Origin of the sequence: Arsenicicoccus sp. oral taxon 190 (assembly GCF_001189535.1) — a bacterium.
GTDB lineage: Bacteria > Actinomycetota > Actinomycetes > Actinomycetales > Dermatophilaceae > Arsenicicoccus.
In genome coordinates this window covers 1,806,109-1,826,059 of the sequence record NZ_CP012070.1, presented here as the reverse complement: position 1 = coordinate 1,826,059, position 19,951 = coordinate 1,806,109, and the positions used below count along the sequence as shown (strand labels likewise).

Genomic DNA, 19,951 nt, shown 5'->3' with positions numbered 1-19,951 from the left:
CGGGCCGCGGCGCCCCGAATCCGGTCAGGGGGGCGAGACGGCTGCGGCGGTCCGCGTCAAGCGGTCAGACGGGTGACCGCGGCGGCGATGCGCTCGTCGGTGGCGGTGAGCGCGATCCGGACGTGGCGGCGCCCGGCGGCCCCGTAGAACGCGCCGGGGGCTACCAGGATCCCGCGCCGCGCGAGGAAGTCCACTGTGTCCCAGCAGTCCTCGTCACGGGTCGACCAGAGGTAGAGCCCGGCCTCGGAGTCCTGCACCCGCAGCCCGGCGGCCTGCAACGCCGGCAGCAGCTGCGCCCGGCGGGCGGCGTAGCGGGCCCGCTGCTCGGCGACGTGCCCGTCGTCGCCGAGGGCGACCCGCATGGCCTCCTGCACCGGCCAGGGCACGATCATCCCAGCGTGCTTGCGCAGCTCGAGCAGCCGGCCGACGAGCGCCGGGTCCCCGGCCACGAAGGCCGCGCGGTAGCCGGCGAGGTTGGACTGCTTGGACAGCGAGTAGCACGCGAGCAGCCCCTCGTGGCTCCCCTCGCACACCCGGGGGTCGAGGATGCTCGGGACGTGCCCCGGGCGCGGCAGGCCGCCCTCGAGCGCCGCGCCGTCCCAGGCGAGCTCGGCGTAGCACTCGTCGCTGGCCACGACCACACCGTGCTCACGCGCCCAGCGCACCACGGCGCGCAGCGTCGCCACGTCGTGGACCGCGCCGGTCGGGTTGCTCGGCGAGTTGACCCACAGCAGGCGTATGCCGCCCGCCTGCGGCAGGGCGCCCGCCGCGTCGACGACCACCGGCTCGGCGCGGGCCAGCCGCGCCCCGACGTCGTAGGTGGGGTAGGCGATCGGCGGGAGCCCGACCTGGTCGCCGGGGCCGAGCCCGAGCAGCAGCGGCAGCCACGCGACCAGCTCCTTGCTGCCGACGGTCGGCAGCACCCCCGCGGGGTCCACGCCGGGGACGCCGCGGCGCCGCTCGAACCACGCCGCGACGGCCTCCCGCAGCGGCGCGGTGCCGAAGGTCTGCGGGTAGCCGTGGGCGTCCGAGGCGTCGGCCAGGGCGCGGCGCAGCAGCGGGGGCGTCGCGTCCACCGGGGTGCCGACGGACAGGTCGACGATCCCGTCAGGGTGCGCGGCCGCCTCCCGCTTGGCGGGCTCCAGGGAGTCCCACGGGAAGTCGGGCAGGTCGAAGGCTGCGGTCACGCCTCAGGCGTCCTCGCCCTGCGGCGGCAGCGCGGCGACGAGGGGGTGGTCCTTCTTGATGAGGCCGAGCTTGGCCGCGCCGCCCGGGCTGCCGAGGTCGTCGAAGAACTCGACGTTGGCCTTGTAGTAGTCGGTCCACTGCTCGGGGACGTCGTCCTCGTAGTAGATGGCCTCCACCGGGCACACCGGCTCGCAGGCGCCGCAGTCCACGCACTCGTCGGGGTGGATGTAGAGCGAACGCTCGCCCTCGTAGATGCAGTCGACCGGGCACTCCTCGATGCAGGCCTTGTCCTTGATGTCGACGCACGGCTGGGCGATCACGTAGGTCATGAGCGGTGATCCTTCCGGTTGGACTCGGGTGGTGCAGGCAGTCTGCCGGTCAACTCTATGCCGTCGGGACCCTCTCCCCCGCCTCGGTCCCGCCGGCGTCCTCGGACTCAGGTGCGCTTGACCTGCCCCTTGACGGGGCCGGTGCAGGTGACGTCGTCCTGGGGGTCGTAGTGGGTGTCGAAGCTGTCGGTCTTGACGACCTGCCCGCCCTTGACCATCTGACGGGTGATGGTGACGTCGAAGCCGGGGACCGGCACCTGGGCGTTGCAGGTCGGGCTGGGGTCGTCGATGCTGCGGGGATCCACGACGTTGCGGCGCGGCCCCTTGATCGACCTGACCTCGTCGTAGCGCTTGGTGCCCCACAGCTCGAACTTCAGGACGCCGTCCTCGACCCACGAGTGCACGAGCACCGCGGTGGTGCCGTCGTTGCGCCACTTGTTGTCGAGGTCCGGGTAGTGCACCGTCGCCTCGCGACCCTCGGGGTAGTGGGTGATGTAGAAGCTGTGGGCGCGGTGCTCCACGAGCTGCATCCCGGCGAAGAAGGCGGAGTTGAGCACGGAGGTGGACACCTGGGAGACTCCGCCGCCGGTGTCGCGGACGTAGCGGGTGCCCTGGATGATCAGCGCGTCCTGGTAGCCCTTGGCCGGGGTCCGCTCCCCGAGGATGCCGTTGAGGCTGAAGGTCTCCCCCGGCTTGATGATGGTCCCGTCGATGGTCCGGGCGGCGATCGTGATGTTGGTGGTGCGGGGCGGGTTGTAGGGCAGGTCGGCGTCGTAGCGGGAGATGACCTCCTTGATCCCCCACCGGCCGGCGTCCTCGGTGGTGATGCCCGGCTCGACCGGCCCGGCCTTGACCGTGGCGGTGCGCTGCGGGGAGGTGGTGGCGGCGAGCACCGAGGAGGTCAGCGCCTCGTCCGGCACCTCGGTGCCGTTCTTGCCCGGCACGACCTGCGGCTTGCCGTCGACGAGCCGGACCGTCGCGTTGACCGGCGGGGTCTCCAGGCCCTGGACGGCCGCGCGCACGGCGGCGCCGAGCTTGTCGGGGTCCAGGGCGGGCGCGAGCGCCCCGTCCTTGGCGGCGAAGGTCGTGGCCGCGGCCACCTGGGCGGGAGCCAGCACGCCCCGGTGGGTGCCGTCGGTCACCGTCACGGGTCCGGCGAGGATCGGCCTGGCCACGTCCGCGACGGCGCGGTCCACGGCCTGCTGCGTCACGGCGGGCTGGCGCGCCGTCGTCACGGCGGCGACCGACCGCTCGGCCGGCCACGCCTCGACCAGCCGGTCCCGCGTGGCGTCCAGGTCCAGCGACTGCCCGACGACGGCGTCCTTGGCCTCGACGGTGCCCTTGGCGATGGACAGGGCGCCGTCGCTCGGCGCCGTCTCGAGCGTCGACCGGGTCGCCTCCAACGCCCGGTCCAGCGCCGCCCGGTCGACGTCCACCTCGACCGGTCGGTGCGCCCCGCCCGTCAGGTGCGCCACCACGTCGCGCGGGTCCAGCGAGAAGGACGTGAGGCCGGTGAGGCTGCCCGGCACGTCCACGGCCAGGCCGGCCGCTGCGGGATCCACCGTCGCCACCCGGTCACCGGCGCGGACCGTGACCGGCTCGGTGACCTGCCCCGCGAGCCGCTCCTGCAGGGTGCGGCGCGCGGTCGCCTGGTCCATGCCCCCGATGGAGACCCCACCGACGGTGGTGCCCGCCGGGGCCTGACGGGTGAGGACGGCGGCGAGGCCGGCATACAGGCCGAGGAGGACGGCCACGGACAGGATCAGCCGCACGAGCGCGACTCGTCCGGGGCGCGAGGCGGGGGGGCTGGCTGCCACGAAGGTCTCCTGTACGGGGGTGCGACGGGTGGGGGATCCTAGGGGGAGCCTAGGCGAGGTGGCCGTAACCGCCGCGGTAGTAGGTCAGCGCGTCGCCCGTCGCCGCGGGCACCTCCAGCCCCACGACCTCCCCGATCACGACGGAGTGGTCACCCGCGGGCACCACCTGGGTGGTGCGGCACTCCACCGCGGTCAGCACGTCGTCGAAGAGCGGGACGCCCGTCTGCGCACCTCGGTGATGGGCCACCTGGTCCAGCTGGCCGTGCACCGGCCGGCCGCGCGTCGCGAACCACGCCGCCTGGCCCCGCTGCGACGCGGGCAGGATGCTCGCCCCCCACACCCCGGCCTCGACGACGACGTCGTGGAACCTCGCGTCCCTCTGGACGCAGCACAGCAGCATCATCGGGTCGAGCGAGACCGAGGTCAGCGAGTTAGCCGTCATCGCGTGATCGACGCCGTCGAGGTGGCTGGTCAGCACCGCCACGCCGGTCGCGAACCTGCCCATCGCGCGGCGGTAGACGTCGGGCTCCGGCAGGACCGCGTCGGACTCACTCATGGGCACCTCCCGCGGCCGCACCCTCCACCCGGACGAGGCGGTAGGCCTCACGCCCGGACAGCCGCGCCGCGACATCGTTGGACAGGGCGTAGTAACCGTCGTGGACGGTCGCCTGGGTAGCGTGCTCCCGCAGCGCCGCAGCCTGGACGGCAGACGCCGCGGCGTCGACCACGACGTGCGTCACGAGCTCGTCGGGGACCACCGAGCTCGGGTAGGCCTCGTCCGGGCCAGGCACCCGCACGTCCGTGCGGTGGACGTGCTCGGTGAGCCACTCGCGGTCCGCGACCGCCCAGCTGCGGGGCACGACGACCTCGAGCAGCCGGGGTGGCTCGGCCAGGCGGCGCAGCGCCGCGTGCGTGGTCCGGTGCGTCGCGACGTGGTCGGGGTGTCCGTAGCCGCCGGTGCGCTCGTAGGTGATCACCGTGTCCGGGCCGATCGTCCCCAGGACCTCGGCGAGCGCGGCCGCGGCCTCCTCCCCGCCGCTCGCGAACGCCGAGCGGTGCTGCGAGGCGGGGGATCCCGCCATACCGCTGTCGCGCCAGCGAGGACCGTCACCGTCCTCGCCCAGCACGTGGGAGGTCGCGCCCAGCGCAGCCGTGGCGCGGCGCAGCTCCTCCCGGCGGTGCGCGGCGAGGGCCGGGCCGTCACCCTCGAGGTGACGCAGCGCCGGCGGGATCACCTCGCCCTCCTCCCCCAGCGTGCAGGTGACGACGTGCACCTCGACGCCGGCGCGCACCAGGTGGGCGATGGTCACCCCGGTCCACAGGGTCTCGTCGTCCGGGTGGGCGTGCACCAGCGCGACCCGAGCCGGGCGCAGGTCGGTCAGCGGTGTGGAGAGCGTCATCCCCCTGAACGTTACCCGTCTCCTGCGGGCGGCGAGGCGCGTGGTCCGCGGGCGGACCGCGTCAGCGTTCATGCGTCGTTCACCGCTGCTCCCTATGCTGCGCGCGAGTCGTCCGCAGGGGCCGTGCCAGGGCACCCGGACCCGTCCTGAGCAGGCTGGAGCCACGATGCAGCAGAACTTCCGGGAGTACCTCGCGACCCTGCACGAGCAGGGGTACACCGTGCGGGACGACCAGGGATCGGACCCCGACCTCATCGACCCGCTCGGCGACCCCGTCGAGACGTGGCGCGAGGACTACCCGTACGACGACCGGATGACCCGCGAGCAGTACGACATCGAGAAGTACCTGCTGCAGGTCGAGCTGCTGAAGTTCCAGAAGTGGACGCGGCTGACCGAGCGCAAGCACATCCTCGTCTTCGAGGGCCGCGACGCCGCCGGCAAGGGCGGCACGATCAAGCGGTTCAACGAGCACCTCAACCCGCGGTATGCCCGCACCGTGGCTCTCGTGAAGCCGACCGAGACCGAGCTCGGGCAGTGGTACTTCCAGCGCTACGTCCAGCACTTCCCGACGTCCGGGGAGATGGTGATGTTCGACCGCAGCTGGTACAACCGCGCCGGTGTCGAGCGGGTCATGGGTTTCTGCACCGACGAGCAGTACACCCAGTTCATGCAGCAGGCGCCGCTCTTCGAGAAGATGCTCGTCGACTCGGGGATCTCGCTGACCAAGCTGTGGTTCTCGGTGTCGCGGGCGGAGCAGCGGACCCGCTTCGCGATCCGGCAGATCGACCCGGTCCGGCAGTGGAAGCTCTCCCCCATGGACCTGGAGTCGCTGGACAAGTGGGACCGGTATGGCGAGGCGAAGGAGGCCATGTTCACGGCGACCGACACGGACTGGGCTCCGTGGACGACCATCAAGTCCAACGACAAGAAGCGCGGCCGGATCAACGCGATGCGCTACTTCCTCAACAAGTTCGACTACGACGGCAAGGACCCGGACGTGGTCTTCGAGCCGGACGGGCTGATCGTGCGTCGGGGCCGGGACACCGTGGACGACTGAGTCGAGGACCGGAGCGGCGCAGTGCGGGACGGCGCGGGCGCGGATCCGTCTGGGCCGCCAGCCCCGGTCTCGACGACCATCCCCCGTCTTCAGCTGCAGCACCAGACCAACGACACAGCCCCAGACCGGGGACGCAAGCCGAGACCGGGAACGCAACCCGGGACGGGGGACGCAGCGTCAGACGGCGCGCTCAGACGACGTCGCGCGGCTCCGGGAAGTGGCAGGCCACCCGGTGGCCAGGCTCGACCTCGACGGGCAGGGGCACCTCGGCGGCGCACCTCTCCTGCGCCTTGGGACAGCGGGTGCGGAAGACGCAGCCTGACGGGGGGTTCTGCGGGGAGGGCAGGTCGCCCTTGAGGAGCACGCGTTCGCGACGGGACTGGCGCCGGGGGTCGGGCACGGGCACTGCCGACAGCAGCGCGTGCGTGTAGGGGTGCAGCGGGCGCTCGTAGAGCGTGTCCCGGTCGGCCTCCTCCATGACCTTGCCGAGGTACATCACGACGACGCGGTCGGAGATGTGCCGCACGACGGACAGGTCGTGGGCGATGAAGACGTAGCTGAGGTGCTGCTCGTCCTGGATCTCCTCGAGCAGGTTGACGACCTGGGCCTGGATGGACACGTCCAGCGCGGAGACCGGCTCGTCGCAGACGATCAGCTTGGGGCGCAGGGCGATGGCGCGGGCGACGCCGATGCGTTGCCGCTGCCCCCCGGAGAACTCGTGGGGGTAGCGGTTGTAGTGCTCGGGGTTGAGGCCGACGCGCTCCATGAGGCCCTGGACGGCCCGCTTGGTGCCGCCGTCGGGCTTGATCCGCTGGATCTCGAAGGGCGCGGCGATGATGGACCCGATCGTGTGCCGCGGGTTGAGCGAGCCGTAGGGGTCCTGAAAGACCATCTGCATCTCGCGGCGCAGCCGCCGCAGCTCGTCGCCGCGGGCGCGGGTGATGTCGCGGCCCTCGAACTGGATGGTCCCGGCCGTGGGTTCGAGCAGCTTGAGCATGGTGCGCCCGGCGGTGGACTTGCCGCACCCGGACTCGCCGACGAGGCCGATGGTCTCGCCCTGTCGGAGCTCGAGGCTGATGCCGTCGACGGCCTTGACGGGGGCGTCGGCGCGGCGCACGAGCCGCTGGCGGTACTGCGGGAAGTGCTTGGTCAGGTCGGTGAGGCGGAGCAGCGGCTCGGACGACGAGGTGGCGGCGGCCCGCGTCACCGGGGCGCCGGCGGTGCTGGGAGGGGTCATGGTGGGCTCCTACAGTCGCGGCTGCACGGTGGTGTCGAAGAGCGACCGCCGCTGCTCGGGCTCGAGGTGGCACCGGACGAGCTGGCCGTTGGTGCCGGCGTCGCGCAGCTCGGGCACCTCCTGGCGGCAGCGGTCGCCGGACACCTCCTCGCGGTAGGCGCAGCGGGGGTTGAAGGCGCAGCCGGGCGGCACCCGGATCAGCGAGGGCGGGTTGCCGGGGACGGGCACGAGGCGCTCGGAGCGCACCCGGTCCAGGCGGGGCATCGACGACAGCAGTCCCCACGTGTAGGGCATCTGCGGGTGGTAGAACACGTCGTCGACGGCGCCGTGCTCGACCGCCTTGCCGGCATACATGACCAGCACGTCGTCGGCCATCTCGGCGACGACGCCCAGGTCGTGGGTGATCATGATGATCGCGGAGCCGAACTCCTGCTGCAGGTCTCGCATGAGGTCGAGGATCTGCGCCTGGACGGTGACGTCGAGGGCGGTGGTCGGCTCGTCGGCGATGAGCAGCGAGGGGTCGTTGGCGAGCGCCATGGCGATCATCGCGCGCTGGCGCATGCCGCCGGAGAACTCGTGGGGGTACTGGTCGACGCGCTTGGCGGGGTTGGGGATGCCGACGCGGTCGAGCAGCTCCTTGGTGCGTTCCTTCGCGGCCGCCTTGGAGGTGCCGGGGTGGTGCACCCGGATCGCCTCGACGATCTGGGCGCCGACGGTGTAGTAGGGGTGCAGCGCCGACAGCGGGTCCTGGAAGATCATCGCCATGGTGCTGCCGCGCAGCCGGCGCAGCTCGTCCTCGGGCATGGTCAGCAGCTCGCGGCCGTCGAGGCGGATCGAGCCGCCGAGCCGGGCGCGGGTGCCGCGGTGCAGACCGAGGATCGCCTGGCTGGTCACGGACTTGCCCGAGCCGGACTCACCGACGATGCCGAGCGTGCGCCCCTTGTCGAGGGAGAAGGTCAGCCCGTCGACCGACCGGACCAGTCCGTCCTCGGTCGGGAAGTGCACGCTGAGGTCCTCGACCTGCAGGTATGCCGCTCCCCCGTCTCGCGGGGCCGCCGCCCCGGGGGCGGTGTCGGCGTAGCTGGTGCTCATGGGTTCGCGCTCCTTGCTCAGCTCAGCCGCACGCGCGGGTCGATGACGCCGTAGAGCACGTCGACGACGAGGTTGGACAGGACGATGAAGGTGGCGGCGACCAGGACGATCCCGACGATGACCGGCAGGTCGGTCTCCTGGATGGCGCGCACGGCCTGCCAGCCGACGCCCTGGAAGTTGAACACGGACTCGGTGATGACGGCGCCGCCGAGGATGCCGCCGAGGTCGAGACCGGCCGCGGTGACGATGGGGGTCAGCGCGGCGCGCAGCCCGTGGCGCCGGATGATGGGGATCCGCTTGAGGCCCTTGGCGCGGGCGGTGCGGATGTAGTCCTCGGACATGGTCTCGATCATGTAGGCGCGGGTGAGCCGGACGTACTGCGCCGCGAAGATGCTGGCCAGGGTCAGGCCTGGCAGCAGCAGCCCCTGCAGCCACAGCGCCGGGTTGTCGGCGAAGGGCGTGTAGCTGGGCGGCGGGACGACCTGCCACTTGATCGCGACGAAGGTCAGCAGCAGCAGGCCGATGAAGAACGTGGGCAGCGAGTAGCCCACGAGCGCGAGCGTCACCACGAGGCGGTCGATCCACTTGCCCTTGTTGAGGGCCGCGAGGATGCCGCCGAGCACCCCGATGACCATCCAGATCACGAAGGCGACGATGGCGATGGAGGCCGTGATCGGCAGTGTGTCCTTGAGGATGTCAGTCACCGACTTGCTCTTGAGCACGGAGTAGCCGAGGCAGGGCGCGTCGCAGTGGGTGGCCAGCTGCGGCGCGCTGCGGCGCAGCTCCGGGTCGGCCGGGTAGTCCCGGCCCGCGACGATGCCGGTGAGGAAGTCGGTGTACTGCGTCGTCACCGGCTTGTCGAAGCCCATGAACTTGCGGTTGCCCTCGATCACCGCGGGCGTGCAGTTCTTGGCGCAGGTCAGGCGGGCGGGGTCCTCCGGCGCGGCGTAGAACACCAGGAAGGTCGCCAGGACGACGAGCAGCAGCATGACGACGGCGGTCAGCAGTCGCCTCAGGATGTAGAAGACCATCGGGCGTCAGCGCCAGGTCGTGGCGCCCTCACCGCCTCTCGGGTTCGTGGGTGGGCCGGGCGACGGGCGCCCGGCCGCAGCAGGGAGACGAGGCCGTATGCCGGTGCGGGGTGCGGCGGTCGGTCGAGGCCGCACCCCGCGGACCGGCATACGGGCAGGTCACTTGACGGCGATGCGGGCCAGGTCGGGGTAACCGCCCATCTGGGCGTTGACCTCGAAGTTCTTCACGCCCGAGCCGCGCATGAAGGTGAACTTCTGGTTGACCAGCGAGATGTAGCCGCCCTTCTTGCCGATCATCTCGTCGATGTCGCCCCAGGCCTTCTCGCGCTGCGCCTCGTCCTGGATGCCGTAGGTCGCGTCGATCTTGGCGTTGACCTCCGGGTCGTTGAAGTAGCCGTAGTCCTGGCCCGAGCCGCCGGCCGAGATGTTGACCCGGCCGTCGAAGAGGGCCGGCAGCACCGTCGAGCCGGACGGCCAGTCGGCGCCCCAGCCGGCCCAGAAGACGTCCTTGTCGGCCATGCCGGGCGACTGGATCGTCGCGTAGTACTTCTCGGCGATGGGCTGCAGGGTGACGTTGAAGCCCGCCTTGTCCCAGGTCTCCTTGAGCGCGGTGAGGGCCTTGTCGGCGTTGCCGCGCTTGCGGTAGACGACCGTGATCGGCAGCGGCGAGGGGGCACCGGCCTCCTGCAGGAGCTTCTTGGCGCCCTCGACGTCGCCGTTGGCGTCGTTGCCGAAGGGGTTGAAGTCCTTGGCGCACTTCAGCGCCTTGTTGCACATGCCGAAGGAGGGGGTCATGACGGTCGGGCCGCCGTAGGCCGTGATGTAGGAGCCCCGGTTGGTCGCCATGGCGAAGGCCTGACGGATCTTGGGGTTGGCCATCGTCTTGGACTTGAAGTTGGGCGCCAGGTAGTCCACGTAGGGCGCGGGGACGTTGACCGAGCGCGACTTCGCCGAGGGGTTGCTCTCGATCTGCGGCAGCGTGGAGGCCTGGGCCTGCAGCGCCGAGATGGCGGTCTTGTCCTCGCCCGCGTCGGCGATGAGCCGCTGGTAGCCGGTCTCGATCTGCACGCCCTGCGTGTCGACGATCTTGTCCGGGAAGGCCTGGCGGACCTTGTCGGAGTCCGCGGACCAGTTGGGGTTGCGAACCCAGGTGCCGCCCTTGTTGGCGTCGTAGGCGCCCTCGAGCATGTAGGGGCCGTTGGAGAAGGCCTGGTAGTCCGACTTGGCGCCCTGGTCCTTGTCCTTGCGGAAGGGGGCGAACGCGGTCAGCGCCGCGGTGTTCATGTTGAAGTCGGTCCACGGGGTCTTGAACTTGAAGGTGATGGTCTGCCCCGAGCAGCTGACCGCCTTGTCGTAGGCGGCCTGACCGGCGGCGTCCGACTTGTAGGGGCCGGAGTAGACCGGCACGTCGCCGTCCGGCGTCTTCTTGGTGGGGATGTCCAGGAAGGTCAGGGCGTAGTTGGGGCCACCGGTGATGACGTCCTGGGCGAAGGTGCGCGAGACGCCGTACTTCACGTCCTCGCACGTGACGGGCTGGCCGTCCTGCCACTTGGCGTTGTCGACGAGGGTGAACTTCCAGGTCTTGCCGCCGTCGGACATCTGGCCGGTGTCGGTGGCGAGGTCCGGCACCATCTTGGCGTCGTTGCCCGGGGTGTAGGTCGTCAGCGTGCGGGCGTAGGTGCGCGAGCCGAAGAGGATGTCCGCCCCGACGTACATCCGCTGCGGGTCGAGGTGCTCCTTGGGGCCCAGGTTGATGACGGTGAGCGTGCCGCCCTTGGCTGCCGGGGATTGGTTGCCGGAGCCGCTCGTCGAGCCCCCGCCGCCGCCGCAGGCCGCGAGGCCCAGCGTCGCCGCGGTGCCCAGAGCGACGACGACGGCGCCCTTGGTCGTACGGATCATGGTTTCTCCTTGGGTGGGGCGCACCGCGGGTGCGCGGTGATGGGGTGGTGGAGGGGTCGGTGGGGGCCGGTCACGCTGCGGCCGGTGGTGGGGCGTCGGTCACTGCCGGTCCGCCTTGGGGTCGAGGGCGTCGCGGATGCCGTCGCCCAGCAGGTTGAAGGCCAGCACCATGAGGAAGACGGCGAGGCCCGGGAAGAGGAAGTAGGCCGGGTCGGGCAGGGCGTACTGGATCGAGTCGTTGAGGAGCGTGCCCAGCGAGATCGTGGGGGGCGGGACGCCGACGCCGAGGAAGCCGAGCGCGGCCTCCTGGGCGATGTTCTGCGGCAGGATCATCGTGGTGTAGACGAGGATCGGCGCCCACAGGTGCGGCAGCAGCTCGTGCACGTAGAGCCGCCACGGCCGGGCGCCGAGCGAGCGGGCCGCCTCGACGAACTCCCGCTCCCGCAGCGACATCACCTGACCGCGGATGATGCGGGCGAAGTAGGGCCAGCCGAAGAACCCGAGCACCGAGATCATGAAGAGGATCTTGGGGGTGGAGGCGGTGTCGGCCATGCCGACCATGCTGGCGATGAAGGTCACCAGCACGGTCTGCAGGGACAGCAGCATCAGCGTCTGCGGGAAGGACAGCACCAGGTCGATGACGCGGCTGATGAGCCAGTCGAGCCAGCCGCCGGCGAAGCCCGCCACCAGACCCATGATCGTGCCGAGGACGATGGCGACCGCCGTCGCGGACACCGCCACGATCAGCGAGGTCGTCATGCCGGAGAGGATCAGCGCCAGCAGGTCGCGCCCGGTGCCGGGCTGGACGCCGAGCAGGTGCTCACCCGACATGCCGCCCATCGAGCCGGTCGGCATCGAGCCGATGCCCTGCACCAGTTCGTCGTGGTTGTCCAGGTCGAGGACGCCGGCGGCCTTGAGCACGGGCGCCGCGGCGGCCAGCAGGATGATGACGATCGAGGCGACCAGGGCCACCATCGTGACCAGGTCGCGGCGCAGCCGCCCGAGGACCAGCTGCCACGGGGACCTGCCCTGGATCTCGGCGACGTCTCCCCCGTGGGCGATCTCGACCGCGGCCTCCGCCTGATCGGCATGGCTGGGTGAGGTCGACATCGTCGTCGCGGCCTTTCGGTGAGCGGACCGCGGTCGCCGGGTGAGCGTCCCGGGCGGCGGTGGTCAGACACTATGGACTGGGCCCGCCTCGGGAAATACCCGCGCCGTCACCGTGTCCTGATCGTGACCTGCCTCACCCGGCCCCCGCACCTCTCCCCATCCCCCCTCGCGCGATCGTGGACCCTTCTGGTCGTATGGCGACCAAACGGGTCCACGATCGTGGGAGCGCGGGGGCGCCGGGGCGCAGGTGGGGGTCAGCCCTCGCGCTTGGCGGCGCTGCGGGCGCGAGCGGCGGTGCGGGCCCGCTCGGTCGCGTCCAGCACCACCTTGCGGATCCGGACCGCCTCGGGGGTCACCTCGACGCACTCGTCCTCGCGGCAGAACTCCAGGGACTGCTCGAGCGACAGCTTGCGCGGCGGCACGACCTTCTCGAAGTTGTCCGCGGAGGAGGCGCGCACGTTGGTGAGCTTCTTCTCCTTGGTGATGTTGACGTCCATGTCGTCGGCGCGGGAGTTCTCGCCGACGATCATGCCCTCGTAGACCTCGGTGGCGGGCTCGACGAAGAGCACGCCGCGCTCCTGCAGGTTGACCATGGCGTAGGAGGTCACGGGGCCGGACCGGTCGGAGACCAGGGAGCCGGACTGGCGGGTCGAGATGGCCCCGAACCACGGCTCGTAGTCCTCGAAGACGTGGTGGGCGATGCCGGCGCCGCGGGTCTCGGTGAGGAACTCGGTGCGGAAGCCGATGAGCCCGCGCGAGGGCACGAGGAACTCCATGCGCACCCACCCGGTGCCGTGGTTGGTCATCTGCTCCATGCGGCCCTTGCGGGCGGCCATGATCTGGGTGACGGCGCCGAGGTGCTCCTCGGGGACGTCGATGGTGAGCCGCTCGACGGGCTCGTGGACCTTGCCGTCGACCTCGCGGGTGACGACCTGCGGCTTGCCGACGGTGAGCTCGAAGCCCTCCCGGCGCATCTGCTCGACGAGGATGGCGAGCGCCAGCTCCCCGCGGCCCTGGACCTCCCAGGCGTCGGGTCGCTCGGTCGGCAGGATGCGGAGCGACACGTTGCCGATCAGCTCGCGGTCGAGCCGGTCCTTGACGAGGCGGGCGGTCACCTTGGCGCCGCGCACCCGGCCCACCATGGGCGAGGTGTTGGTGCCGATGGTCATCGAGATGGCGGGCTCGTCGACCTTGATGATCGGCAGCGGCCGCGGGTCCTCGGGGTCGGTGATGGTGTCGCCGATCATGATCTCGCCGATGCCGGCGATGGCGATGATGTCGCCCGGGCGGGCGACCTCGGCCGGCTTGCGCTCCAGGCCCTCGGTGACGAGCAGCTCGGTGATCTTGACCCGCTCCTGGCTGCCGTCGTGCTTGCACCAGGTCGCCTGCTGGCCCTTGCGGATCTCGCCGTTGAAGACGCGCAGCAGCGCCAGGCGGCCGAGGAAGTTGGAGGAGTCGAGGTTGGTGACGTGGGCCTGCAGCGGCGACTCGTCGTCGTAGGTGGGGGCCGGGATGGTCTCCATGATGGTGCGGAAGAGCGGCTCGAGGTCGGGGCTGTCGGGCTGCTCGCCGTCGGCGGGGCGCTCGACCGAGGCGCGGCCGGCCTTGGCGGAGGCGTAGACGATCGGGAACTCGATCTGGTGCTCGTCGGCGTCCAGGTCCATGAAGAGCTCGTAGACCTCGTCGACGACCTCGGCGATGCGCGAGTCGGGGCGGTCCACCTTGTTGATGCACAGGACGACCGGCATCTTGGCCTGCAGGGCCTTGCGCAGCACGAAGCGGGTCTGGGGCAGCGGGCCCTCGGACGCGTCGACGAGCAGGACCACGCCGTCGACCATGGACAGGCCGCGCTCGACCTCGCCGCCGAAGTCGGCGTGCCCCGGGGTGTCGATGATGTTGATGGTGACGCCCTCGGGGAACTCCGCCGCCGAGGGGCCGTTGTAGTGGATCGCGGTGTTCTTGGCGAGGATCGTGATGCCCTTCTCGCGCTCGAGGTCACCGGAGTCCATCGCGCGCTCGTCGACGTGGTCGTGCTCCCCGAAGGCACCCCCCTGCCAGAGCATCTTGTCGACGAGGGTCGTCTTGCCATGGTCGACGTGGGCAACGATGGCGACGTTACGGATGTCGCCGCGGGTCTTCTGGGCCATGCCTTCCATTGTCGCAGCCCGCGGCGGACCTCTCGACCACCTCCGGTCAGGCCGTCAGCCGGTCCCCGACGGCCGCGACGATGGGGCGGTCCGCAGCGAGCCACGGCACGTCGTCGAGCTGGCCCCGCTCGAGCCAGCGCAGCTCGTCGTGGTCCTCCAGCGGGCGCACCTCTCCCACGCTCACCTGGGCCAGCCAGACCCGTATGACGTGCTGCCGGCTCAGCGGCCACCGCCCGTCCGTGAGGGGACCGGCCACCTCGGCGCCCACCCGCACCTCGACCCCGAGCTCCTCGCGCAGCTCGCGGTGCAGCGCGTCCAGCTCCGACTCCCCCGGGTCGACCTTGCCCCCGGGCAGCTCCCAGCCCCCGGCCAGCGCGGCGGGCTCGGTGCGACGGGCCGCGAGCATCCGGCGGGGCCGGTCGAGGTCGTCCACGATCGCGGCGCCGACGACGGCGATGTGGGAGGCGGCGGGCGACGTCATACGGACCATCCTCGCCCACAATGGTGCCCATGAGCCGACTGCTGGACGACGAGGAGATCACCCGTCAGCTGGGCGACCTGCCCGGGTGGGAGCGTGTCGACGGGCACCTGGTGGCGACCTACGAGTCCCCGACCTTCCTGGAGGCGGTGCGGCTGGTCGAGTGGGTGGCCGACGAGGCCGAGCAGATGGACCACCACCCGTTCATCGACATCCGGATGGCGCGCACCCGCTGGGAGCTGTGGACCCACTGGCGCGACGGGATCACCCAGCTCGACGTCGAGCTGGCCCACCGCATCCGGCAGCGGGCCGAGGCCACCGGGGCCCGTGTGGCGCCACCGGCCGGGGGCCCGCGCCGCTAGCGTGAGCGGCGATGAGTGAGACCACCACCGTCCGAGCACCCCGCCCCGGCACCCGTCGCGCCCGGCTGGACCGCCGCGCCCACCGCGCCTTCCTGCCGGAGATCCAGGCGCTGCGCATGTGGGCCGTGGGGCTCGTCGTGCTCTTCCACCTCTGGCCGACGGGGGTGTTCCGGGGCGGCTTCGTCGGGGTCGACGCGTTCTTCGTCATCTCCGGCTACCTCATCACCAGCCACCTGATCCGCGAGGTGGAGTCGACCGGCCGGATCCGGCTGGGCGCGTTCTACGCCCGTCGTGCGCGCCGGCTGCTGCCCGCCTCCCTGCTGGTCCTGCTCGTCTCCGCGGTGCTGACGCTGGTCTTCCTGCCGCAGGACACCTGGAGCGGCGCGGCGGCGGAGATCGTCGCCTCCACCGGCTACGTCCAGAACCTCTGGCTGGCGTCCAAGGCCGTCACCTACTCGGCCTCCAACGAGGCGGCGTCGGCGGTCCAGCACTACTGGTCGCTGTCCACCGAGGAGCAGTTCTACCTGGTCTGGCCGTCGCTGATCCTGCTCGCGCTGGCCGTGGCCCGGCGCCGGCGACCCAGCCGCCCGGTCGTCGCCATCGGCGCGGTCCTGACGGTCACCGCCCTGGCGTCCTTCGTCTTCTCCGTGGCCTTCACCGCCTCCGACCAGGCCGCCGCCTACTTCGTGACGCCCACCCGGGCATGGGAGTTCGCGGCCGGCGCGATCCTGCCGCTGGTGCTGCGCCGCTACGCGCCGCCCGGGCCCTTCGCCGTGGTGCTGCGCTACGTCGGGCTCGGGATGCTGCTGCTCAGCGCGCTCCTCCTGTCCCAGCAGACCCCCTTCCCGGGGTGGGTGGCGCTGTGGCCGGTGGTGGGCACCGCGATGATCATCCTGGCCGGCGACTGCGAGGGCCACGACCGCGCCGACCGGCTCTTCAGCAACCGCGTCGCCCAGTGGCTCGGGGACATCTCCTACTCCGTCTACCTGTGGCACTGGCCGCTCATCGTCGTGCTCCCCTACGTCGTGGGCGGGTCCGTCCAGCTGTGGCACCAGCTCGCCATCGTCGCGCTGACGCTCGTGCTGTCGCACCTGTCCAAGGTCTACGTGGAGGACGCCACCCGATACGTCCCGCAGGTGCGGGCCAGCACCCGCCGCACCCTGCAGGCGACCGCGGCGGCCATGGGGGTGCTCGTCCTGGTGGGCGCGATGGTCCTCGGGGCGTCCGCCATCGCCGATTGGCGCCGCGACGCGACGATCGCCGAGGCGGCGGGCGGGCCCTGCGCGGGCGGACGCGCCGGCCTGCACCTCGACCGCTGCCCCGACGCGTTCACCCGGGCGCCCCTGGTGAGCACCGGGCCCGGCGACGTGCCGTGGAAGACCGTCGACGGCTGCACCACGCAGCACGACCCCTACCTCGAGTGCGGCTGGGGCGCCCGCTCCCGCACCGTCGCCATCGTCGGCGACTCCCACGCGGAGCACTACCGCGCCGCCATCCACGACGTCGCCCGCCGCAAGGGCTGGCGCGTCATCGTGATGATCAAGCAGGCCTGCCCCGCGGTGGACGCGTCGCTGCCGATGTTCGGCAAGAAGCGGCGCGACGACCCCGACGAGTGCCGCACCTGGCTGCGCCGCAGCACCCCGCTGCTCAAGCAGCAGGGCGTGGACCTGATCCTGACCAGCGGTTTCGCCAGCGCCTCCCCGGTGCCCGGCAAGGACTCCGACGCCGCCTACCACCGCGTGTGGGACGAGTGGACCTCCTTCGCCGACGTCGTGGCGCTGCGCGACGTCCCCCGCACCGGGGAGCAGAACATGCCCCAGTGCCTGGCCCAGCACAGCGGCGACCAGCAGGCCTGCGCCCACCCGCGCGCGGAAGCCCTCCCGACCGACCAGCTGACCCAGGCCGCCCGGTCGACCACCAACCCCAAGGTGCGCTTCGTGGACCTGTCCGACGCCTACTGCGACCAGCGGACCTGCTACGCCGTCGCGGGCGGGATCCCGGTCTACATGGACCAGGACCACGTCGCCTACTCCTTCATGCAGACCCTCGCGCCCGTGATCGAGGCCAAGCTGCCGAGCTGAGCAGCCAGCCGAGCGACCCCTTCAGCCACCGTCGGGCGGGGGCCCCGCCGGGCGGGGGCACGGCATACGGGCGCAACCGCCACCCCGGCGGGCAGGGGCCCACGGCGCCCTCGTAGTGTCGTAGCTGCCACTAGACGGATTCGGTGACCAGCGACAGCTGAACGACGACGTTCTCGGATCGAGCCGATCATGCCGGTAGACACAGTCCTTGCGCCCCCACTCCGCGTCCCCGCCTCCGGCGAGGCCGACCTGCACCTGCCGGACCTGGGGTCGGTCCGCTTCCTCGGCGGCATCGACGGGCACACCCTCCTGCTGGGCGGGCTCGTGGTCTGCCTGCTCGGCCTGGTCTTCGGGGCCGTCACCTATGTCCAGCTGCGACGGCTGCCGGTGCACCCGTCCATGCACGAGGTGTCCGAGCTGATCTACGACACCTGCCGCGCCTACCTCGTCCAGCAGGGCAGGTTCCTGCTGATGCTGTGGGTCTTCATCGCCGCGGTGATCGTCGCCTACTTCGCCTTCCTCATGGACTACTCCCCCGGGCGCGTGCTGGTCGTCCTCGCGTTCAGCCTGGTCGGGATGGGCGGGTCGTATGCCGTCGCGTGGTTCGGGATCCGCGTCAACACCTTCGCCAACTCCCGGACCGCGTTCGCGGCGCTGCGCGGCAAGCCCTACCCGGTCTACGAGATCCCCATGAGGTCCGGCATGTCCATCGGCATGGCGCTGATCAGCATCGAGCTGCTGATGATGCTGGTCATCATGCTCTTCGTGCCGGGCTCGCTCGCGGGCGCCTGCTTCATCGGCTTCGCCATCGGTGAGTCGCTCGGCGCGAGCGCGCTGCGCATCGCGGGCGGCATCTTCACCAAGATCGCCGACATCGGCTCGGACCTGATGAAGATCGCCTTCAAGATCAAGGAGGACGACGCCCGCAACCCCGGCGTCATCGCCGACTGCACCGGCGACAACGCCGGCGACTCGGTCGGCCCGTCGGCCGACGGGTTCGAGACGTATGGCGTCACCGGGGTCGCCCTCATCACGTTCATCCTGCTCGCGGTGCACGACCCCGCCGTGCAGGTGAGGCTGCTCGTCTGGATCTTCGTGATCCGCGCCGTCATGGTCGTCGCGTCCGGGCTGTCCTACGCCGGCAACCAGCTCATGGCGGGTCGGCGCTACGCCCGCCTGGACCGGATGAACTTCGAGGTCCCGCTGTCCGCGCTGGTGTGGCTGACGTCGGCGCTGTGCATCCTGCTCACCTACGCCACGTCGTGGGCGCTGGTCTCCGACCTCGGCGACGGGCTGTGGTGGCAGCTGGCGACGATCATCTCGTGCGGCACGCTCGCCGGCGCGCTGATCCCCGAGCTGGTCAAGGCCTTCACCTCCACCCACTCGCGGCACGTCCGCGAGGTGGTGACGAGCTCGCGCCAGGGCGGCGCGTCGTTGGACATCCTCTCGGGGCTGGTGGCGGGCAACTTCTCGGCATACTGGCTGGGCATCGCGATCGTGGGGCTCATGGGCGGGGCCTACCTGATCTCGACGATCGCGCTGGGGTCGTTGATGATCGCGCCCGCGGTGTTCGCCTTCGGGCTGGTCGCCTTCGGCTTCCTCGGCATGGGCCCGGTGACCATCGCGGTCGACTCCTACGGGCCGGTGACCGACAACGCGCAGAGCGTCTACGAGCTGTCCGTCATCGAGAAGATCCCCGGTGCGGCCGAGGAGATCCGGGCGGAGCACGGCTTCGACGTGCAGTGGGAGCGGGCGAAGTACCTGCTGGAGGAGAACGACGGCGCCGGCAACACCTTCAAGGCCACCGCCAAGCCGGTGCTCATCGGCACCGCCGTCGTGGGCGCGACCACGATGATCTTCTCGATCGTCATGGCGCTCACCGGCGGCCGCGACGCCGAGATGGTGCACCTGTCGCTGCTGCACCCGCCCTTCCTGCTCGGCCTGATCACCGGCGGGGCGACGATCTACTGGTTCACCGGGGCGTCGATCCAGGCCGTGACGACGGGCGCGTACCGCGCGGTGGAGTTCATCAAGGACACCATCAAGCTGGACGGCGCGAGCAAGGCCAGCGCGGCCGACTCCCGTCGCGTGGTGGAGATCTGCACGCAGTACGCCCAGAAGGGCATGCTCAACATGTTCCTCGGGGTCTTCTTCTCCACGCTGGCGTTCGCCTTCGTCGAGCCGTTCTTCTTCATCGGCTATCTGATCTCGATCGCGCTCTTCGGGCTCTACCAGGCGATCTTCATGGCCGACGCCGGCGGTGCCTGGGACAACGCCAAGAAGATCGTCGAGGTCGACCTGCACGCCAAGGGCACCCAGCTGCACGACGCCACCATCGTGGGGGACACGGTCGGCGACCCCTACAAGGACACGTCCTCGGTCGCGCTCAACCCGGTCATCAAGTTCACCACCCTGTTCGGGCTGCTGGCCGTCGAGCTGGCGGTGCGGCTGGCGACCTCCCAGGGGACGGTGCTGACGCACTCGCTGGCCGCGGTGTTCTTCGTGGTGTCGGCCTACTTCGTCTACCGCTCCTTCTACGGCATGCGGATCGGCGACGGCTCGGCCCTGACCGCGGACCCGGAGCCCGCTCACGACGGCGCGGGCAGGGGGTCTGTCACACCCGCGTGAGACGCTTCGCGGGTGACGTCCTCTCCCGCGCCCGTGCCCACCTCCGCACCGAGCGGCGCCCCCGGCACCAGCACCGGCACCAGCACCGGGCGGCA

The 19,951-nt window shown here is 71.2% G+C and carries 16 protein-coding genes; 4 read left to right on the top strand and 12 right to left on the bottom strand.

All coding sequences use genetic code 11. The annotated features are described in order from the left end of the window. Positions 1-56 precede the first annotated feature (56 nt). From dapC to ADJ73_RS08575, 5 genes are all read right to left on the bottom strand, one after another. Positions 57-1,187, bottom strand: coding sequence for a succinyldiaminopimelate transaminase (dapC, locus tag ADJ73_RS08595; RefSeq protein WP_050347937.1), 1,131 nt, complete (start codon positions 1,185-1,187; stop codon positions 57-59). A gap of 3 nt (positions 1,188-1,190) precedes the next feature. Further along, positions 1,191-1,517, bottom strand: a complete 327-nt coding sequence (gene fdxA, locus ADJ73_RS08590) for a ferredoxin (RefSeq protein ID WP_050347936.1) — start codon at positions 1,515-1,517, stop codon at positions 1,191-1,193. Positions 1,518-1,624: 107 nt separating this feature from the next. After that, positions 1,625-3,334: a VanW family protein gene (locus ADJ73_RS08585; RefSeq protein WP_156188176.1), complete on the bottom strand. Its 1,710-nt coding sequence runs from the start codon at positions 3,332-3,334 to the stop codon at positions 1,625-1,627. Between the two features lie 49 nt (positions 3,335-3,383). Further along, positions 3,384-3,890: a flavin reductase family protein gene (locus ADJ73_RS08580; RefSeq protein WP_050349326.1), complete on the bottom strand. Its 507-nt coding sequence runs from the start codon at positions 3,888-3,890 to the stop codon at positions 3,384-3,386. Next, complete coding sequence (locus ADJ73_RS08575) at positions 3,883-4,734, bottom strand: PIG-L family deacetylase (protein ID WP_050347934.1); 852 nt, start codon at positions 4,732-4,734, stop codon at positions 3,883-3,885. Before ADJ73_RS08575 ends, ADJ73_RS08580 begins: the two co-directional genes overlap by 8 nt. A gap of 166 nt (positions 4,735-4,900) precedes the next feature. On the opposite strand from ADJ73_RS08575, the gene ppk2 reads away from it, so the two are divergent. Continuing rightward, entirely contained in the window at positions 4,901-5,791 is an 891-nt protein-coding gene (ppk2, locus tag ADJ73_RS08570) for a polyphosphate kinase 2 (protein ID WP_050347933.1), read from the top strand. 190 nt (positions 5,792-5,981) lie between these two features. Here ppk2 and ADJ73_RS08565 read toward each other — a convergent pair whose 3' ends face one another. The 7 genes from ADJ73_RS08565 to ADJ73_RS08535 form a co-directional block, all read right to left on the bottom strand. Next, positions 5,982-7,028, bottom strand: a complete 1,047-nt coding sequence (locus ADJ73_RS08565; protein ID WP_082176848.1) for an ABC transporter ATP-binding protein — start codon at positions 7,026-7,028, stop codon at positions 5,982-5,984. Between the two features lie 9 nt (positions 7,029-7,037). Further along, on the bottom strand, positions 7,038-8,120 hold the full coding sequence (locus ADJ73_RS08560) for an ABC transporter ATP-binding protein (protein ID WP_050347932.1): 1,083 nt from the start codon (positions 8,118-8,120) through the stop codon (positions 7,038-7,040). A 17-nt stretch (positions 8,121-8,137) separates the two neighbouring features. Then, entirely contained in the window at positions 8,138-9,151 is a 1,014-nt protein-coding gene (locus ADJ73_RS08555) for an ABC transporter permease (protein ID WP_050347931.1), read from the bottom strand. Positions 9,152-9,310: 159 nt separating this feature from the next. Beyond that, the gene (locus tag ADJ73_RS08550) at positions 9,311-11,050 is read right to left on the bottom strand and encodes an ABC transporter substrate-binding protein (RefSeq protein ID WP_050347930.1); all 1,740 of its coding nucleotides are present in this window, start codon (positions 11,048-11,050) and stop codon (positions 9,311-9,313) included. A gap of 99 nt (positions 11,051-11,149) precedes the next feature. Then, positions 11,150-12,160: an ABC transporter permease gene (locus ADJ73_RS08545; RefSeq protein ID WP_050347929.1), complete on the bottom strand. Its 1,011-nt coding sequence runs from the start codon at positions 12,158-12,160 to the stop codon at positions 11,150-11,152. Positions 12,161-12,414: 254 nt separating this feature from the next. Beyond that, positions 12,415-14,307 (bottom strand): translational GTPase TypA, encoded by a 1,893-nt coding sequence (typA, locus tag ADJ73_RS08540; RefSeq protein ID WP_050347928.1) that lies wholly within the window; start codon positions 14,305-14,307, stop codon positions 12,415-12,417. A 46-nt stretch (positions 14,308-14,353) separates the two neighbouring features. After that, on the bottom strand, positions 14,354-14,788 hold the full coding sequence (locus tag ADJ73_RS08535) for a (deoxy)nucleoside triphosphate pyrophosphohydrolase (protein ID WP_050347927.1): 435 nt from the start codon (positions 14,786-14,788) through the stop codon (positions 14,354-14,356). Between the two features lie 29 nt (positions 14,789-14,817). Between ADJ73_RS08535 and ADJ73_RS08530 the strand changes: the two genes are divergently transcribed. The 3 genes from ADJ73_RS08530 (at position 14,818) to ADJ73_RS08520 (ending at position 19,856) form a co-directional block, all read left to right on the top strand. Next, positions 14,818-15,147 (top strand): 4a-hydroxytetrahydrobiopterin dehydratase, encoded by a 330-nt coding sequence (locus ADJ73_RS08530; RefSeq protein ID WP_050347926.1) that lies wholly within the window; start codon positions 14,818-14,820, stop codon positions 15,145-15,147. Between the two features lie 11 nt (positions 15,148-15,158). Beyond that, complete coding sequence (locus ADJ73_RS08525; protein WP_050347925.1) at positions 15,159-17,228, top strand: acyltransferase family protein; 2,070 nt, start codon at positions 15,159-15,161, stop codon at positions 17,226-17,228. Positions 17,229-17,417: 189 nt separating this feature from the next. Further along, positions 17,418-19,856 carry a sodium-translocating pyrophosphatase gene (locus ADJ73_RS08520; RefSeq protein WP_050347924.1) on the top strand — a complete coding sequence of 813 codons (2,439 nt, stop codon included), beginning with the start codon at positions 17,418-17,420 and terminating at the stop codon, positions 19,854-19,856. The last annotated feature ends 95 nt before the right edge of the window (positions 19,857-19,951 follow it).

Coding starts and splice junctions, on each gene's coding strand:
- typA (WP_050347928.1), bottom strand. CDS start 14,307: ATGGCCCAGAAGACCCGCGGCGACATCCGTAACGTCGCCATCGTTGCC.
- ADJ73_RS08520 (WP_050347924.1), top strand. CDS start 17,418: ATGCCGGTAGACACAGTCCTTGCGCCCCCACTCCGCGTCCCCGCCTCC.
- ADJ73_RS08555 (WP_050347931.1), bottom strand. CDS start 9,151: ATGGTCTTCTACATCCTGAGGCGACTGCTGACCGCCGTCGTCATGCTG.
- ADJ73_RS08580 (WP_050349326.1), bottom strand. CDS start 3,890: ATGAGTGAGTCCGACGCGGTCCTGCCGGAGCCCGACGTCTACCGCCGC.
- ADJ73_RS08545 (WP_050347929.1), bottom strand. CDS start 12,160: ATGTCGACCTCACCCAGCCATGCCGATCAGGCGGAGGCCGCGGTCGAG.
- ADJ73_RS08550 (WP_050347930.1), bottom strand. CDS start 11,050: ATGATCCGTACGACCAAGGGCGCCGTCGTCGTCGCTCTGGGCACCGCG.
- ADJ73_RS08560 (WP_050347932.1), bottom strand. CDS start 8,120: ATGAGCACCAGCTACGCCGACACCGCCCCCGGGGCGGCGGCCCCGCGA.
- ADJ73_RS08525 (WP_050347925.1), top strand. CDS start 15,159: ATGAGTGAGACCACCACCGTCCGAGCACCCCGCCCCGGCACCCGTCGC.
- ADJ73_RS08575 (WP_050347934.1), bottom strand. CDS start 4,734: ATGACGCTCTCCACACCGCTGACCGACCTGCGCCCGGCTCGGGTCGCG.
- fdxA (WP_050347936.1), bottom strand. CDS start 1,517: ATGACCTACGTGATCGCCCAGCCGTGCGTCGACATCAAGGACAAGGCC.
- ppk2 (WP_050347933.1), top strand. CDS start 4,901: ATGCAGCAGAACTTCCGGGAGTACCTCGCGACCCTGCACGAGCAGGGG.
- ADJ73_RS08565 (WP_082176848.1), bottom strand. CDS start 7,028: ATGACCCCTCCCAGCACCGCCGGCGCCCCGGTGACGCGGGCCGCCGCC.
- ADJ73_RS08530 (WP_050347926.1), top strand. CDS start 14,818: ATGAGCCGACTGCTGGACGACGAGGAGATCACCCGTCAGCTGGGCGAC.
- ADJ73_RS08535 (WP_050347927.1), bottom strand. CDS start 14,788: ATGACGTCGCCCGCCGCCTCCCACATCGCCGTCGTCGGCGCCGCGATC.